This window comes from Streptomyces canus (genome assembly GCF_001514145.1).
GTDB lineage: Bacteria > Actinomycetota > Actinomycetes > Streptomycetales > Streptomycetaceae > Streptomyces > Streptomyces canus.
On the sequence record NZ_KQ948657.1, the window covers coordinates 354,046 to 369,849 of the forward strand.

The 15,804-nt window shown below is 70.9% G+C and carries 13 protein-coding genes and 2 pseudogenes; 8 read left to right on the forward strand and 7 right to left on the reverse strand.

Features of this window, described 5'->3' with window-relative positions; genetic code table 11:
- Window positions 1-2 precede the first annotated feature (2 nt).
- The 5 genes and pseudogenes from AQJ46_RS06445 to AQJ46_RS06465 form a co-directional block, all read right to left on the reverse strand.
- On the reverse strand, window positions 3-1,475 hold the full coding sequence (locus AQJ46_RS06445) for a GntP family permease (RefSeq protein WP_057609939.1): 1,473 nt from the start codon (window positions 1,473-1,475) through the stop codon (window positions 3-5).
- Window positions 1,476-1,587: 112 nt separating this feature from the next.
- On the reverse strand, window positions 1,588-1,998 hold the full coding sequence (locus AQJ46_RS06450; RefSeq protein WP_059204673.1) for a RidA family protein: 411 nt from the start codon (window positions 1,996-1,998) through the stop codon (window positions 1,588-1,590).
- A complete protein-coding gene (locus AQJ46_RS06455) occupies window positions 1,995-2,765 on the reverse strand; it encodes an IclR family transcriptional regulator (RefSeq protein ID WP_059204674.1) in 771 nt (256 codons plus the stop codon). Before AQJ46_RS06455 ends, AQJ46_RS06450 begins: the two co-directional genes overlap by 4 nt.
- Window positions 2,762-3,055 (reverse strand): annotated as a pseudogene (locus AQJ46_RS54070) (PfkB family carbohydrate kinase); the annotation flags it as partial. The gene AQJ46_RS06455 and the pseudogene AQJ46_RS54070, both read right to left, overlap by 4 nt.
- Before the next feature lie 665 nt (window positions 3,056-3,720).
- Window positions 3,721-4,393: pseudogene (locus AQJ46_RS06465) on the reverse strand (sugar kinase); the annotation flags it as partial.
- Between the two features lie 184 nt (window positions 4,394-4,577).
- On the opposite strand from AQJ46_RS06465, the gene AQJ46_RS06470 reads away from it, so the two are divergent.
- Together AQJ46_RS06470 and AQJ46_RS06475 are read left to right on the forward strand one after the other, a co-directional pair.
- Complete coding sequence (locus AQJ46_RS06470) at window positions 4,578-5,840, forward strand: amino acid deaminase (RefSeq protein WP_059204675.1); 1,263 nt, start codon at window positions 4,578-4,580, stop codon at window positions 5,838-5,840.
- A 35-nt stretch (window positions 5,841-5,875) separates the two neighbouring features.
- Window positions 5,876-7,516 carry an N-acyl-D-amino-acid deacylase family protein gene (locus AQJ46_RS06475; RefSeq protein WP_059204676.1) on the forward strand — a complete coding sequence of 547 codons (1,641 nt, stop codon included), beginning with the start codon at window positions 5,876-5,878 and terminating at the stop codon, window positions 7,514-7,516.
- Here the strand turns inward: AQJ46_RS06475 and AQJ46_RS06480 are convergent.
- Together AQJ46_RS06480 and AQJ46_RS06485 are read right to left on the reverse strand one after the other, a co-directional pair.
- Window positions 7,506-8,438, reverse strand: a complete 933-nt coding sequence (locus AQJ46_RS06480; RefSeq protein WP_059204677.1) for a S1 family peptidase — start codon at window positions 8,436-8,438, stop codon at window positions 7,506-7,508. The genes AQJ46_RS06475 and AQJ46_RS06480 overlap by 11 nt on opposite strands.
- A 135-nt stretch (window positions 8,439-8,573) precedes the next feature.
- On the reverse strand, window positions 8,574-9,230 hold the full coding sequence (locus AQJ46_RS06485; protein ID WP_059204678.1) for a hypothetical protein: 657 nt from the start codon (window positions 9,228-9,230) through the stop codon (window positions 8,574-8,576).
- 126 nt (window positions 9,231-9,356) lie between these two features.
- On the opposite strand from AQJ46_RS06485, the gene AQJ46_RS06490 reads away from it, so the two are divergent.
- The 6 genes from AQJ46_RS06490 (at window position 9,357) to AQJ46_RS06515 (ending at window position 15,777) form a co-directional block, all read left to right on the forward strand.
- Window positions 9,357-10,568: a pyridoxal phosphate-dependent aminotransferase gene (locus tag AQJ46_RS06490; RefSeq protein WP_059204679.1), complete on the forward strand. Its 1,212-nt coding sequence runs from the start codon at window positions 9,357-9,359 to the stop codon at window positions 10,566-10,568.
- Window positions 10,569-10,617: 49 nt separating this feature from the next.
- Window positions 10,618-11,034 (forward strand): SCO4983 family protein, encoded by a 417-nt coding sequence (locus tag AQJ46_RS06495; RefSeq protein WP_059204680.1) that lies wholly within the window; start codon window positions 10,618-10,620, stop codon window positions 11,032-11,034.
- 336 nt (window positions 11,035-11,370) lie between these two features.
- Window positions 11,371-12,435, forward strand: coding sequence for a substrate-binding domain-containing protein (locus AQJ46_RS06500; protein ID WP_059204681.1), 1,065 nt, complete (start codon window positions 11,371-11,373; stop codon window positions 12,433-12,435).
- A 15-nt stretch (window positions 12,436-12,450) separates the two neighbouring features.
- Window positions 12,451-13,623: a toxic anion resistance protein gene (locus tag AQJ46_RS06505; protein ID WP_059204682.1), complete on the forward strand. Its 1,173-nt coding sequence runs from the start codon at window positions 12,451-12,453 to the stop codon at window positions 13,621-13,623.
- Window positions 13,620-15,179 (forward strand): substrate-binding and vWA domain-containing protein, encoded by a 1,560-nt coding sequence (locus tag AQJ46_RS06510; RefSeq protein ID WP_059204683.1) that lies wholly within the window; start codon window positions 13,620-13,622, stop codon window positions 15,177-15,179. Before AQJ46_RS06505 ends, AQJ46_RS06510 begins: the two co-directional genes overlap by 4 nt.
- A complete protein-coding gene (locus tag AQJ46_RS06515) occupies window positions 15,166-15,777 on the forward strand; it encodes a hypothetical protein (protein ID WP_059204684.1) in 612 nt (203 codons plus the stop codon). Before AQJ46_RS06510 ends, AQJ46_RS06515 begins: the two co-directional genes overlap by 14 nt.
- The last annotated feature ends 27 nt before the right edge of the window (window positions 15,778-15,804 follow it).

Consider the following 15,804-nt stretch of genomic DNA (forward strand, 5'->3'; position numbering starts at 1 on the left):
AGTCAAACGAACACACTCAGGACCGCCGCCACCACAAATCCCGCCACCGACAGCACCGTCTCCAGCACGGTCCACGTCCTGAGCGTGTCCCGCTCGCTGATGCCGAAGTACTTGGCGACCATCCAGAAGCCACCGTCGTTTACGTGCGAGGCGAAGATGGAGCCGGCCGAGATGGCCATGATGACGAGCGCGACGAAGGCCTGGGAGTGGTCGCCCTCCGACAGCAGCGGCGCGACGATGCCGGCCGTGGTGACGATGGCGACCGTCGCCGAGCCCTGGGCGACGCGCAGGACCACCGAGATCAGGTAGGAGAGCACGAGCACGGGCAGACCGACGTCGTTGAAGGTGTCGGAGAGCGCCTGGGCGACCCCGCTGGCCTTGAGGACCGCGCCGAAGACACCGCCCGCGCCGACGACGAGCAGGATGTTGCCGACCGGCTTGAGGGACGCCGTCGACACCGTCTCCAGGGACTTGCGGGACCAGCCGCGGCGGATGCCGAGCAGGTAGTACGCGAGGACCAGGGCGATCGTCAGCGCCACGAAGGGGCTGCCGAAGAACTCGATCACCGAACGGCCGGTGGACGGGTCGAGCGCGATCGAGGAGAAGGTGGCGGCGAGGATCAGGATCAGGGGCGTACCGATGATGCCGAGGACCGTGCCGAGCGGTACGGGGTCCTCGCGCGGCACGACACCCTGCGACCGCTGCTCCTCGATCACCGCCTGCTTCGCCTCCGCGGCCGCCTCCACCATGTCCTGCGGTACGGCGACGAAGATGCGGCGGCCGACCCACGCCGAGTAGGCCCACGCGGCGAGCACCGCGGGGATACCGCAGACGATGCCCATGAGGATCACCCAGCCGAGCTCCACGTTGAGCAGACCGGCGGCCGCGACCGGGCCCGGGTGCGGGGGCAGGAACGCGTGGGTCATCGAGAGGCCGGCCAGCAGCGGCAGACAGTAGAGCAGGATCGACTTGCCGCTGCGCTTCGCCGCCGCGTACACGATCGGCGCGAGCACGAAGATGCCGACGTCGAAGAAGACCGGGATGCCGAAGATCAGACCGGTGAGGCCCATGGCGAGCGGGGCGCGCTTCTCGCCGAAGAGGTTCAGCAGCCGGGACGCCAACACCTCCGCGCCGCCGCTGACTTCGAGAATGGCCCCGAGCATCGTGCCCAGGCCGATGATGATCGCGACATGGCCGAGGATGCCGCCCATCCCGGACTCGATGGTGGACACGGCGTCCGACCGCTGGACCGTGCCGAAGAGTTCGGTGACCGAGAGACCCGCGAGCAGGCCGACGGCTATGGAGACGGCGAGCAGGGCGACGAAGGGCTGGAGTCTCGCCTTGATGATCAGGAAGAGGAGCAGGGCGATACCGATGGCGGCGACCGTGAGGAGACCGGCCGTGCCGTCGATGAGGAGGAGCAGACCACCGGTGTGCGGGGGTGTCTCGGTGGTCGCGGCGAGCGGTTGGGACATGGGGGTCCTCTGCGTAAGTGCATGGAGCTTTCGGGCAGGGGGCATCGCGGTACGGCCCGGTCACGGGCCGCACCGGTCACGGCGTGCGGGAGTGGGGGGAGTCGGCTGCGTCTCAGCCGAGGACGGCGAGCGCGTCGATCTCGATGAGGAGCCCGGCGGGGAGGCCGACGTAGACGGTGGTCCGCGCAGCGGGCGGGGCGGTGAGGCCCTGCTCCTCGAAATAGGTGTTGTAGATCGAGTTCATCTCGGCGAAATGGTCCACGTTCGTCAGATAGACGCGGATCATCATCGCGTCGTCCCAGGAGGCGCCGCCCTCCTCCAGGATCGCCTTGACGTTGGCGAGGGTCTGGAGGGTCTGCTCGCGCAGCGTGGGCCCGGCGGGCGTGGGCGGTTTGCCCTCCTCGGCCGGGAGGAAGCCGACCTGTCCGGCGACCTGGAGGATGTTGCCCTTCTTCACCCCGTGGGAGAACTTCGCGGGCGGGGTGGTGTGGGTCCTGGGGGTGAGCGCGATCTTGTCCGTCATACGGTGTCCTTGGGGTCCTTTGGTGGTGTTCTGCCGGAGTACTCGCCGCTGATGGCGTCGGCCGTACGGCGGACCTGCGGGAGCAGGTTGAGGAGTTCCTCGGCGGTGACGACGACGTTCGGCGCGGAGACCGACATCGCGGCGACGACCTTGCCGTCAGCGCCGCGAATGGGGGCGGCGACGCAGTTGATGGACTCCTCGTGGCCACCGAGGTCGGTGGCCCAGCCCTGTTCGCGCACGCGCTCCAGCTCCTTGAGGAAAGCGGGGGCGTTGGGTGTCGAACGGGCCGTGTACAGGGGGTAGTCGAGCTTGTCCGCGAGGGCGCGGAGCTCGGCTTCGGGGAGATCGGCGAGCAGCAGTTTCGCCACGGCCGCGACGGTGATGGCGACGGGCTTGCCGATCCGCGAGTACATCCGCACGGGGTAGCGGCTCTCGACCTTGTCGATGTACAGCACCTCGGCCTCCTCGTACACGGCGAGGTGGACGGTGTGCCCGCACAGCTCGTTCAGCCGTACGAGGTGGGGGTGGGCGATCTCGCGGATGTCGAGGTTCTCCATGGCCTCCTGGGCGAGGGCGATGAGGCGGGCGCCGAGGCGGTAGCGCTGGTCGGACTGGCGGTAGACCATGCCGTGTTCGTGGAGGGTGCGCAGGAGTCGCAGCGCGGTGGACTTGTGGACGCCGAGGCGGTCGGCGACCTGACCGAGGTCGGCGGGGCCCTCGGCGAGCAGCGGCAGGATGCTGAGTGCTCGGTCGACGGTCTGACTCATGGGGTGCGTACCTCCTCCGGGGCCGTACCGGCTTGCGTCCAGCCGGGGCCGAGTCGAAGTGTCCCCCACGCGTCGTCCGCGACGGCGGCCAGACGGTCGGTGGTGTCACGGGTGGGGGGTGTCGCGAGGTCGCCGGGGGTGGTGAGGGCGGCGGCGGCGTAGAGGTGGCCGTGCCGCAGGCGGGTCTTCAGAGGAAGGCCGCGGAGAGTGGCGGAGAGAAACCCGGCAGCGAAGGCATCACCGGCACCCGTGGTCGCCACGACGTCCACGCGCAGGGCAGGGACGAAGGTCCCCGGCTCCGGGACCGACCGGGTGTGGGTGCCGCCCGGCCACGCCGAAGGGGTGCCGTTCTCGGCGGAGCCGGAGCCGCCACCAGGCGGCGTGGGACGGGGCGCGGGGCCGACACCCTGCGGCCGTGGGTCGGTATCTCCCGCCCCCGCCCGCGAAGTGCCGTCCTCCACAGACGCGGAGGCCCCCTGCGCGGCACGACCGCCCGCAGGCTGCGTGGGACGCGGTGCGGGGCCGACACCTTGCCGCCGCGGGTCGGGGTCGCTCGTCCTCGCCTGCGAAGAGCCGTCCTCCGCAGAGCCGGAGCCGCCCCGAGCGGCACAACCCGCCTCAGGCGGCGTGGGACGCGGTGCGGGGCCGACACCTTGCCGCCGCGGGTCGGGGTCGCTCGTCCTCGCCTGCGAAGAGCCGTCCTCCGCAGAGCCGGAGCCGCCCCGAGCGGCACAACCCGCCTCAGGCGGCGTGGGACGGGGCGAAGGGCCGACACCCTGCAGCCGAGGGCCGGTATCGCTCACCCCCGCCTGCGGAGTGCCGCCTGTCTTTGGGGCGGGAGAGGGGGCAGCGGCTTGTATCTGCGGGCCGGTGTCCGACTTGAGGGGCGCGGGGCTGTGTCGATGTGCGGCTCCGCCGCGGGGCGCGACCAGCCCCCACCGGCCCGCACCCGACACGAATGCCGTGGCCCCCACTCCCCCCTGCTTGACCACCAACACCCTCGGCTCGGGCAGCGCGGTCCGGATCGCCGACGGGCCGCCCGAGATCCCCCACGCCTCCTCCGCCTCGTCCTCCCCCACGAACACGATGTCGGCCCCCCGGGCCAACTCCAGCAGCACCCGCGGGCCTTCGGCGTCACGCCACAGGCCGGCCCGGTGGTTGACGTCGAAGGACACCAGCGGCCGGTCCTCACCCGGCGCCATCAGCGCGCGCAGCAGCGCCAGACACCCCTCCGACAGCGCCGCCGTGATCCCCGACAGATGCAGCACCCGAGCCGCCCGCACCGACGCCAGGTCCACGTTCTCCACCGACATCGCCGACGCGGCCGACCCCGCCCGGTAGTACGCGACCTCGTGCGCGTCCGTCGCCCGGTCCCCCGCCGTACGGAAGTACACCCCCGTCGGACGCGAGGAGTCCCGCCCCACGGCGGAGACGTCGACCCCGTATCCCCCGACCGTCTCGACCAGGTGATCCCCGAACCCGTCCGACCCGACCCGGCTGACCCACCGAACGGCGTGACCGGCGGCAGCCAACCCGCACGCCACGTTCGACTCCGCCCCACCGATCGCCCGGTCGAAGGACGGCACGTCGGCGAGCCGGCCCGCCCGCGTGGGCAGGAACGTGACCATGGACTCGCCGAGCGCGACGACGTCCACGACGTCGGGGGCATTCACGATGGTCGTAGCTCCTCGTCGATGGCGGAGGGTCACGGCGGCTCCATTGACCCCGTGTTGGCCTGGATGTTAGACAGCAGTAAGCGATATACGCAATGGTCGTTGCAGGCATTGCAACTCACCTGATCAGGGAGGCCCCGTGTCCCTCGCCCGCCTCGCAGAGGACCGCGTCGACCACCGTTTCAAGGGCCTCCCGCCTGACGCGGACGGCCTGTCCGTCGCCGAGTTGACCGCCCAGCGCCGCAACCTCTTCACCGACGGCTTCACGACCCCCGTGCTGGCCCTCTCCGCCGAGCGCCTGGAGCACAACCTCGCGCTCATGGAGACGTACGCCGCCCGCCACGGCCTCGCCTTCGCCCCGCACGGCAAGACGACCATGGCCCCCCAGCTCTTCCGCCGCCAGATCGAGCACGGCGCCTGGGGCATCACCCTCGCCGTCCCCCATCAGGTACGCGTCGCCCGCGAATTCGGCATCGAGCGGATCTTCCTCGCCAACGAACTCGTGGACCCGGCGGCGCTGAAGTGGATCGCCGGGGAACTCGCGGGCGACGAGGACTTCCGCTTCATCTGCTACGTCGACTCGGTGCGCGGAGTGAAGCTGATGGACGCGGCCCTCCAAGGCGCCGCCCGCCCCCTGGACGTCGTCGTCGAACTCGCCGCCGGTGAGGGGGCCCGCACCGGTGTCCGTACGGAGGCGGAGTGCGCGGCGGTCGCCGACGCGGTCGCGGCCACCGGGACGCTACGGCTCGTCGGCGTCGCCGGATACGAGGGCGAGGTCCCCGACGCCGACCCGGAGCGCGTCCACACCTGGCTGCGCCGGCTCGTCGCCCTGGCCGCCGACTTCGACAAGGCGGGACGGTTCACCGCGGCGGCGCCGGACGAGATCGTGATCAGCGCCGGCGGCAGCGCCTGGTTCGACGCGGTCGCCGACGTCTTCGCCGAGATCCCCGAACTCTCCCGACCCGTCCTGAAGTTGCTCCGCTCCGGCGCCTACGTCTCGCACGACGACGGCCATTACCGCAAGGTGACCCCCTTCAACCGGATCCCCGAGGAGGGCGCCCTGGAGCCGGCGTTCCGCCTGTGGACGCAGGTCGTCTCCCGCCCCTCCCCCGAGCAGGCCTTCACCAACGCGGGCAAGCGCGACGCGGCCTACGACCTCGACCTGCCCTTCCCCCAGGTCGTCCGCCGGGGTGACACCGAGCGCCCGGCCACCGGCATCGAGGTGACCGGCCTCTCCGACCAGCACGCCTGGCTGCGCACGGCTCCCGGGGTCGACCTGGAGGTCGGTGACTGGCTGGGCCTCGGCCTCTCCCACCCGTGCACGTCCTTCGACAAGTGGCAACTCATCCCCGTGGCACAGGCCGACGGCACCGTTGTGGAATACATCCGCACGTTCTTCTGAGACACGTTCTTCTGAGACACGAAAAGAGTCCGGCGATGGAAGAGCTCGTCATCCGGGACGCCGACGTCGTCGACGGCAGCGGCGCCCCCTCGTACCGCGCCGACGTCGTGGTCGACGGCGGCCGGATCGTCTCGATCGTCAAGGAGGCGGCCGACGCGGGCTGTCAACGCCCGACGGCGAGAAGGGAGCTGGACGCCGAAGGCCTCGTCCTGTCCCCCGGCTTCATCGACATGCACGCCCACAGCGACCTGGCCCTGTTGCGCGACCCCGACCACAGCGCCAAGGCCGCGCAGGGGGTCACGCTCGAGGTGCTGGGCCAGGACGGGCTGTCGTACGCGCCGGTCGACGACCGCACCCTGGAGGACGTCCGTCGCGCCATCACCGGGTGGAACGGCTACGGCGACGACATCGACGTCGACTGGCGGTCGGTGGGCGAGTACCTGGACCGCCTCGACCGCGGGATCGCCGTCAACGCGGCCTATCTGATCCCCCAGGGCACGCTCCGCGCGCTCGTCGTCGGCTGGGAGGACCGCGAGGCGACTCCGCGGGAGCTGGACCGTATGCGCCGGCTGGTCGCGGAAGGCATGGAACAGGGCGCGGTCGGCATGTCGTCGGGCCTGACCTACACCCCGGGTATGTACGCCAAGGACGCCGAACTGACCGAGCTGTGCCGGGTGGTGGCCGAGTACGGCGGCTACTACTGCCCGCACCACCGCTCGTACGGGGCGGGCGCGCTGGAGGCGTACGAGGAGATGGTCGCCCTGACCCGGGAGGCCGGCTGTTCCCTCCATCTCGCCCACGCCACCATGAACTTCGGCGTGAACAAGGGCCGGGCGCCGGAGCTGCTCGCCCTCCTGGACGAGGCGCTGGCATCGGGTGCGGACATCAGCCTGGACACGTATCCCTACACTCCCGGCTCCACGACCCTCGCGGCCCTGCTGCCGAGCTGGGCGAGCGAGGGCGGCCCCGAGGCCGTCCTGAAGCGGCTGGCGGACGACGACACGGCCGAGCGGATCCGGCATCACCTGGAGGAGATCGGCGCCGACGGGTGCCACGGTGTGCCCGTCGAGTGGGACACCGTCGAGATCTCGGGTGTCGGCGGCGCGGACTTCGCGGACTTCGTCGGCCGTACGGTCGCGGAGTCGGCCCGCTCACGGGGCGAGAGCCCGTGGACGACCGCGCGGCGGCTCCTGCTCGCCGACCGGCTGGCCCCGTCGATCCTCCAGCACGTCGGCCACGAGGAGAACGTCCGGACGATCATGCGGCACCCGGTGCACACCGGCGGCTCCGACGGCATCCTGCAGGGCGCCAAGCCGCATCCGCGGGCGTACGGCACGTTCCCGCGGTATCTGGGCACGTACGTGAGGGAGTTGGGCGTCCTCTCCCTGGAGGAGTGCGTCGCGCACCTCACCTCGCGCCCGGCGTCCCGGCTGCGCCTGCCGGACCGCGGCCTCGTCAGGGAGGGGTACCGGGCCGACCTGGTCCTGTTCGATCCGGAGACGGTGGCGCCGGGGTCGACGTTCGAGGACCCGCGCCGGTTGCCGACCGGTATTCCGCACGTCCTGGTCGACGGACGGTTCGTGATCGAGGACGGCCGGCGCACGGACGTCCTGGCAGGCCGGGCGGTCCGTCACAGTCCCGTGCGACGGAACGCCCCGCACAGCGCTACGGCTTAGGCAGGGTGCACGCGCTCGCGTTCAGGTTGAGCTGGTTACCCGTCGTGAAGCAGGCCGGGATGTTGTAGATCTCCTGGGCGTAGTTGATGCCCTCGCGGACGGTGACGTTGCCGTTCGCGTCGACCTCGCACGGGTTGTTCTCCGTGCAGCGCTCGCCGTCCTCGTTGCCGGTGTTGTTGACGGCGACGACCTTGCCGGTGGCCTGGTCGATGACGGGCGAGCCCGAGGTGCCGCCGATGGTCTGGCAGGCGGAGGTGTAACGGACCGAGTCCTTCCAGGTCCAGTCACCCTCCTTCAGGCGGTACGCGAACCCGTCGATGTTGCAGCTGTAGAGCGTCTTCCAGTAGCCGGAGGCCACGGTGATGGCGGTACCGGCGGTCGGGTGCGTGTCCTGCACGGTGAGCGCGGAGATGCCGTACGAGCTCTTGATCGACGCGTACGTGCTGGTGAGCTGGTAGATCGACACGTCCGTGTCGGTCATCGTGCCGTAGGCGAGCTTGCTGGCGCGCAGGGTGGCGACCCGGGTGCCGGAGGAGTTCAGCAGTCCGAAGGTCCGGCTGGAGGACTGGTTGGTGAGCACCTCGCCCGGCTCCGGGAAGCCGGTGGTGAGGCAGTGCCCGTTGCTGAGGACCAGCGCCGGGTCGGTGTCCAGGGAGTTCGGGAACCGGATGACCGAGCCCGAGCAGTTGCTGAGCGATACGGTCCCGGCGAGGGTCACGGCCTTCAGCTGGGGCGACGGTGACGTGAGCTGCGACAGACTCGCCGTGGTGGACGTGACCACGTCGTGGACCACGGAGGTGACCGTGTCCGTGTCGGCGCCCTTGCCCACGCTCGTGGCCGCGGGTTCGGCCGCGACCGCGGGTGCCGTACTCATCCCGGCGAAGGCCAGGATGCTGAGTGCGGCGACGAGAGGCTTTCTCATGTGGGGGTCCCCTCTTGCGACTTGGGCGGCCGGAAATCTTCCGGCCGCCCGCGATTTTGTCATGCACATTGTGAAGAGAGGTGGGTTATTGGGCAAGAAGCTGTGTCGGCATGGGCAACTTACCCAGTTGGACGGTTACTTGGGGCCTTTGGTACTGCCCTGTCCGCGTCCTTTGCCGTTGGAGTTGCCCGGGCCGTCGGCGGAGGCGGAGCTCGACGAGGGCGACGGTGACGGCGAACCTGAAGCGGTGGGCCGGGTGCCGGAGGAGGCGCCCGCCGACGGACTCCCGCCCGCCTCCGGGCCCGCGGACGTATCTGCGGAGGCGGCCGCGCCGGACGCGGCGGCATCGGAGGCCGTCGCCCCCGGGACCGCCGGGCGGGCGGAGGACGCCGGGTCGGTGGCGTCGCTCGTCCCGGCGGAGGCCGACGGGGTGCCGTCCTGTGCGGGTCCCGAGGAGGAGCCCGAGGAGGACAGCCCCGCGATCAGGGCCGCCACCGACACCACCCCGACGGCTCCGACGGCCACGACCACCCGCCGCGAGCGCCGGGCGCCCGTACTGTGCGCGGCGCGCCGCCGGGCGGCCCGGCCGACGGGCTGAGGGCCGGGCGGCTCCACGCCTGCGGGCACCGGGGCCACGGGCTCGATCCGGGGAAGCTCGGCCGTCGCGTCGTACACGTTCTGCCAGCCGTGCGCCGCCGCCGGATCCGTGTACTCCTCGTACGCCGGAGCCGGTGCGGGCTGCGGCTGGTACACGTGCGGCGCCCCGGACTCGTACTCGACTGGCCTCGACATGGCGACGGATTGTAGAGACCTATGTGGCAGGTGGGACAGCTACCGGCGATAACAGCCCAAACGGACGCGTCTCACGTGGCGGAAAGCACGACCCACGAAGCGTTACCGGGCCGTAAGCTCCCAGACATGCAGGTGATCCAGTCGACCAAGCTCGCCAACGTCTGTTACGAGATCCGGGGCCCGGTTCTCGAGGAGGCGATGCGCCTGGAAGCGGCCGGGCACCGCATCCTCAAGCTGAACACGGGCAACCCCGCCGCCTTCGGTTTCGAGGCGCCGCCCGAGATCCTGGAGGACGTCCTCCGGAACGTGTCGACGGCCCATGGATACGGCGACGCGAAGGGGCTGCTGGCCGCGCGCCGGGCCGTCGTCATGCACAACCAGACGATCGGCATCGAGACCGACGTCGAGCACGTCTTCATCGGCAACGGCGTCTCCGAGCTGATCGTGATGGCGATGCAGGGCCTGCTCGACGACGGCGACGAGGTCCTCGTACCGGCGCCCGACTACCCGCTGTGGACGGCCGCCGTGTCGCTGTCCGGCGGTACGGCCGTCCACTACCGCTGCGACGAGCAGGCGGACTGGATGCCCGACCTCGCGGACGTGGAGCGGAAGGTCACCGACCGCACCAAGGCGCTCGTCATCATCAACCCCAACAACCCGACGGGGGCGGTGTACGAGGATGCGATGATCAAGGGCCTGACCGACATCGCCCGCCGGCACAACCTGCTGGTCTGCTCGGACGAGATCTACGACAAGATCCTCTACGACGGTGCCACGCACACCCCGACCGCCGCGATCGCCCCCGACCTGCTGACCCTCACCTTCAACGGCATGTCCAAGGCGTACCGGGTGGCGGGCTACCGGGTGGGCTGGATGTCGATCTCCGGCCCCCGCGCGCACGCCGACTCCTACATCGAGGGCCTGACCATCCTGGCCAACATGCGGCTGTGCGCCAACATGCCGGGGCAGCACGGGGTGGTCGCCGCGCTCAGCGGGCGGCAGTCGATCCAGGACCTGGTGCTGCCGGGCGGGAGGCTCGTCGAGCAGCGGGACGTGGCGTACGAGCTGCTGACCCAGATCCCCGGCGTGAGCTGTGTGAAGCCGAAGGGGGCGCTGTATCTCTTCCCGCGGCTCGACCCCAAGGTCTTCAAGATCAAGGACGACCGGCGGATGGTCCTGGACCTGCTGCGCCAGGAGAAGATCATGGTCGTCCAGGGCTCCGGTTTCAACTGGCCCGAGCCCGACCACTTCCGGGTGGTCACCCTGCCGACGGTCGGGGACCTGCGGGACGCGGTGGGACGGATCTCGAACTTCCTGGACGGGTACGGCCAACTTTAGACAGAATCTAAGCTAGGATGGTTTCCTGACAGCATCAGGAGGCCATCCCATGTACGAACCGATCCGCACCAAGTCGGTCCACAGCACGATGGCCGACGCCCCTTCCGACTTCCCCCACCGCTCACGCGAGGAAGAGCTGGACATCCAGCTCGCGGGACATCTCGCGGCGCTGCTCGCCGTCACGGACGAGCTGCGGGCGGTGGCGCCGTCCGCCGACCTGGACACCGCGGCCGAGCGGCTCGCCGAGCAGGTGGCCCGGCTGCGGGGCGGAGGGGCACCGGCCCGCGTCCCGCTGACCGCGGCCACCTCGAACCGGGATGCCCTCCACCGCCGCGCCCACGCCGTGGCGGGGCGCGCCCTGCTCGTGGCGGCGTCCCGGGCGGACACGGCGGCGGCGATCCTCGCGGCGGAGCGGATGGATGCCCACGCGGCGGCACTGGAGCCCCGCGCCCTCGCCACCCACTGAGCCGTACGGCTCCCCGAATCGGCCCCGGTCCGCGCGCTCCCGCAGCGACGTGCGGACCGGGTGCCACGCACTGCGTTCGCCTGAGCGGGGGCGCCTCGCCGTAGGGGTTGCTGTCGGCTTGCGGGTGCGGGTTTCGTTGTGGCTGGTCGCGCCGTTCCCCGCGCCCCTGAGGGGCGCATTCGCTGGGCCGCGTCGATTGGGGGCCGGTGCTACCGGCTTGTCGCGCCGTTGCCCGCGCCCCCGAAATGAGCTCCCGTGTCGAGTCGGGACCGGTGCTACACCTTCCGTTCATCCTGTTCGGCGGGGAATGTTGGGTTCCGCGAGCACGCTCCCCGTGTGAGACGAATCGCAGGGATCGTCCTCGCGGTCCTGCTGATCGGCGGCGTGGTGGCAGCCGTCGTGGCAGGCCGGGAAGCGGACGACAAGGGCACGGCAACGAAGACCGTGCAGGGAGTGATCGGATCGGAGAAGGCCGAGTTCTTCGCCGATCCCGACGTGGTGAAGGCCCTCGCCGCCAAGGGCTACACCGTGAAGGCCGAGACCTCCGGGTCCTGGGCCATGGAGGGCCTCGACCTCGACGGGTACGACTTCGCCTTCCCGTCCAGCCAGGCCCCGGCCACCGAGCTCGCCGCGAAGCACAAGGTACGGGGGACCCTCCCCCGCCCCTTCTACTCGCCCCTCGTCGTCGTGGCGCACAAGAGCGCCACCGAGGTCCTCGCGGGCAACGGCCTGGCCACGCTGGACGCGGAGCACCGCGGCACCCTCAAGATGGCCGCCTACCTCGACGCGGCCCGCAAGGACCGCACCTGGCAGCAGCTCAAGGGGGCGGACAAGTACGGGGAGCTCACCGGCACCCTCTACCTCTCCAGCACCGACCCGGAGACCTCCAACTCCGGCGCCCTCTACCTCGCCGCCGCCTCCTGTGTGGCGAACGGCGGCAAGGTCGTCGCGAGCGACGCGGAGGTCAAGAGGACAACTCCCCTGCTGCACAAGCTCGTCAGTGTGCAGGGCGCCCAGCAGTCCAGCACGGACGCGGCGTTCCGGGACTTCGTCAGCGGCGCCGGCAACCCGCTCGTCCTGGTCTACGAGTCCCAGGTCGCCTCCCTCCTCGCGGACGGGCAGCACCCCGACGACCTGGTCGTCCTCTACCCGGACACCACGGTCAACAGCGACCACACGGTCGTACCGCTGACCGAGAACGGCCAGGCTCTCGCCGGACTCCTCTCCACCGACCGGCGGTTGCGCGAGCTGGAGGTCCGGCACGGGTTCCGGCCGCAGGGCGAGGCCACCGAGTTCGCCGCGGCCGCCACCTATCTCAAGCAGGAACTGACCGGCGTCCGCCAGGCGCCCGTGCCCACCTCCGCGGTGCTGCACGAACTGGCGCGACGGGCGCGCGGATAACGGGGGACACCAGACATGACATCCATGAACGGCGACACTTTCGTCCTGACGCCTCCCGAGGCCGTCGCACCCGTGCCCCGGGAGAAGGCCGGCGGACTCGTCCCCGTCGACGACTCCGTCCGCACGGACATGGCCAAGAAGGCCTCCGCGTACGTCGAGGGGCTCGCGACGCTCGACGCCCGCTCGCCCGAGTTCGCCGGCAAGGTCGGTGAGATCACCGCGCTCGGTGCCGGCGAGATGCGCAGCGCCGCCGCGCAGTCCAACCGGATGCTGGAGCGGACCGTGCGCAGCCTGCCGGACAAGGGCGGGGACGCGCAGTCCCTGGTGGCGGGCTCGCTCGTCGAACTGCGGCGCGTGGTCGAGGACCTGGATCCCCGGGATCTGCCCGCCGCCAAGGGCCGCAAGTTCCTGTCCCGGCTCCCCGGCGGCAACAGGCTGCGCGATCACGTGGCCAAGTACGCCTCCGCACAAGGCACGTTGAACAGGATCGTGGGCTCGCTGCGCGGCGGCCAGGACGAACTGCGCCGTGACAACGCCGCGTTGCAGACCGAGCGGGTCCGCCTGTGGGAGACCATGGGCAAGCTCCAGGAGTACGTCTTGCTGACCGAGGCCCTGGACACGGCCGTCGAGCGGCACATCACCGCCGTAGGAGATCCGGAGGCGGCCGACTCGCTCCGCGCCGACGTCCTCTTCCCCGTCCGGCAGAAGCACCAGGACCTGCTCACCCAGCTCGCCGTCTGCGCGCAGGGCTACCTCGCCATGGACGTCGTACGCCGCAACAACGAGGAGCTGATCAAGGGCGTCGACCGGGCGGCCACGACCACCGTGTCGGCGCTGCGCATCTCCGTGATGCTGGCCTCCGCGCTCGAGAACCAGAAGAAGGTCGTCGAGCAGGTCAACGCGCTGCGCGGGACCACCGAGGACCTGATCCGGGGCAACGCCGAGATGCTCGCGACCCAGAGCGGGGAGATCCAGCGCATCGCCGCCGACCCGGCGGTCGGCGCCGAGACCCTGCGCTCCGCCTTCCAGCAGATCTACCGGACCCTCGACGCGATCGACACGTACAAGGTCCAGGCGACCGAGGTGATGGCGGCGACGGTGGAGTCACTGACCTCCGAACTCCAGCACGCCAGCGGGTACCTGGAGCGCAGCCGGTCGCAGGGCGCGCTGGAGGGGGGCCTCGGATGAGACGGCACGCACTGGCCGCCTGCCTCGCGGCGCTCGGCCTGCTCACCGCCTGTACGGCTGAGGAGGACGGGATCAGCGGCCTCTCGACGCCCGGCGTCCCCGGGCCCGCCGAGCCGGGCACCCTGCGTGTCCTCGCCTCCAGCGAGCTGAGCGACATGGCCCCGGTGCTCGCCCGGGTCGAGAAGGACACCGGCATCAAGGTCCGGCCGACGTACATCGGCACCCTGGACGCCGTGGACATGCTGGCCAAGGGCACGACCGACGGAAAGTACGACGCCCTGTGGCTGTCGTCGAACGACTACCTCCGGCTGCGCCCCGAGGCGGCCGCGAAGGTGGTCTCCGAGACGCCCGTCATGTCGAGCGGGGTCGCGATCGGGGTGAAGCAGGCGACGGCGAAGGCGCTCGGCTGGAAGCCGGACGACGTCACCTGGTCCCAGGTCGAGCAGGCCGTCCAGGACGGAAAGCTGACGTACGGCATGACCGATCCGGCCCGCTCCAACTCCGGCTTCTCCACACTGGTTTCGGTGGCCTCCGCCCTCTCCGGCGCCCAGTCGGCGCTCACCGACGCGGACGTCGGCAAGGCCACGCCCCGGCTGAAGGAGTTCTTCAAGGGCCAGAAGCTGACCTCGGGTTCCTCGGGCTGGCTGGCCGCGGCGTACGACCGGCGCGGCGACGTCGACGCCCTGCTCAACTACGAGTCCGTCCTCAAGGGCATCCCCGGCCTGACCGTCATCCGCCCCCGCGACGGCGTGATCACCGCCGACTATCCGCTCACCACGCTCAAGTCCACGAGCACACGGACCCGCGAGGACGTCCGCCGGCTGACGGAGGACCTGCGCACCGAGAAGATCCAGCGGGAGATCACCGCGCGCACCCACCGCCGCCCGGTCGTCGCCTCGGTCCCTCCGGGAAGCGGTCTGGACACCACCCGCCGCCGTGAACTGCCCTTCCCGGGCACCCGTTCCGTCGCCGACGGCCTGCTCGACTCCTACGAGAACGAGCTGCGCCGCCCGTCGAGGACCGTGTACGTCCTGGACACCTCGGGCTCGATGGAGGGCGACCGACTGGACCGCCTCAAGACGGCCCTCACCGACCTCACCGGCGACTTCCGGGAACGCGAGGAGGTCACGCTGATGCCGTTCGGCTCGCAGGTGAAGAGCGTACGGACCCATGTGGTCGAGCCGGCGGACCCGCAGACCGGCCTGGACGCGATCCGTGAGGACACCTCGGCGCTCTCCGCCGACGGCGACACCGCGATCTACACCTCGCTGGAGAAGGCGTACGACCATCTCGGCGCCGACCGCGACACGTTCACGTCGATCGTGCTGATGACGGACGGAGAGAACACGGCGGGCGTCGACGCCGGGGACTTCGACGACTTCTACCGGGACGGTCTGACCCCCGCCGGGCGGCGGATCCCGGTCTTCCCCATCCTCTTCGGCGACTCCGACCGCTCCGAACTGGCCCACATCGCCGACCTGACCGGCGGCCGCCTCTTCGACGCCCGGCAGGGCTCGCTGGACGGCGCCTTCGAGGAGATCCGTGGCTATCAGTAGATATCTGGAGTCCCGCAAGAACCTCGCGGGAAGCGCGTGCGGCCTGGTCGGTCTGGTGCTGACCTTCGCGGGGGTGGCCGGCCCGTACTGGCCCGTCGCCGTGGCCGGTCTCTACGGCGCGGGCGCGCTGATCGCCCCGCCGGAACGCCCCGCGCTGCCCGACCTCCCGGACCCCTCGGCCCAACTGGACGAGGTGCGGGGCGACTTCGAGAAGGTCCGCGCCTATCTGACGGACATCGACCTGTCGGTCACGGCGGCGGCCCGGCTCCGTGAACTCACCGAGCTGCTGACCGCGTTGCTCGACCAGGGCTGGAGCAAGGAACTGCTGGCCCATGACCCGGAGGGTGTGCACGCGCTGTCCCGGATCGTCCGGCGCGACCTGCCCGAGGCCGTCGACAGCTTCGTGCGCACCCGGTGGTGGACGCGGATGACACCGGGCACGGAGTCCCCCGAACTCCACCTGGAACAGCAGCTGGGCCTCATGAAGCAGGACGCACAGCAGCTGGCGGCGGCCCTCCGGGACATGGAGGCACGCCGCCAGGAGACCCACACCCGGTATCTGGAGGACCGGGGCGGGCACAACGGGGTCAGTGCGTGACCGGCGGTCTCGCCCTGTGGGCAGCAC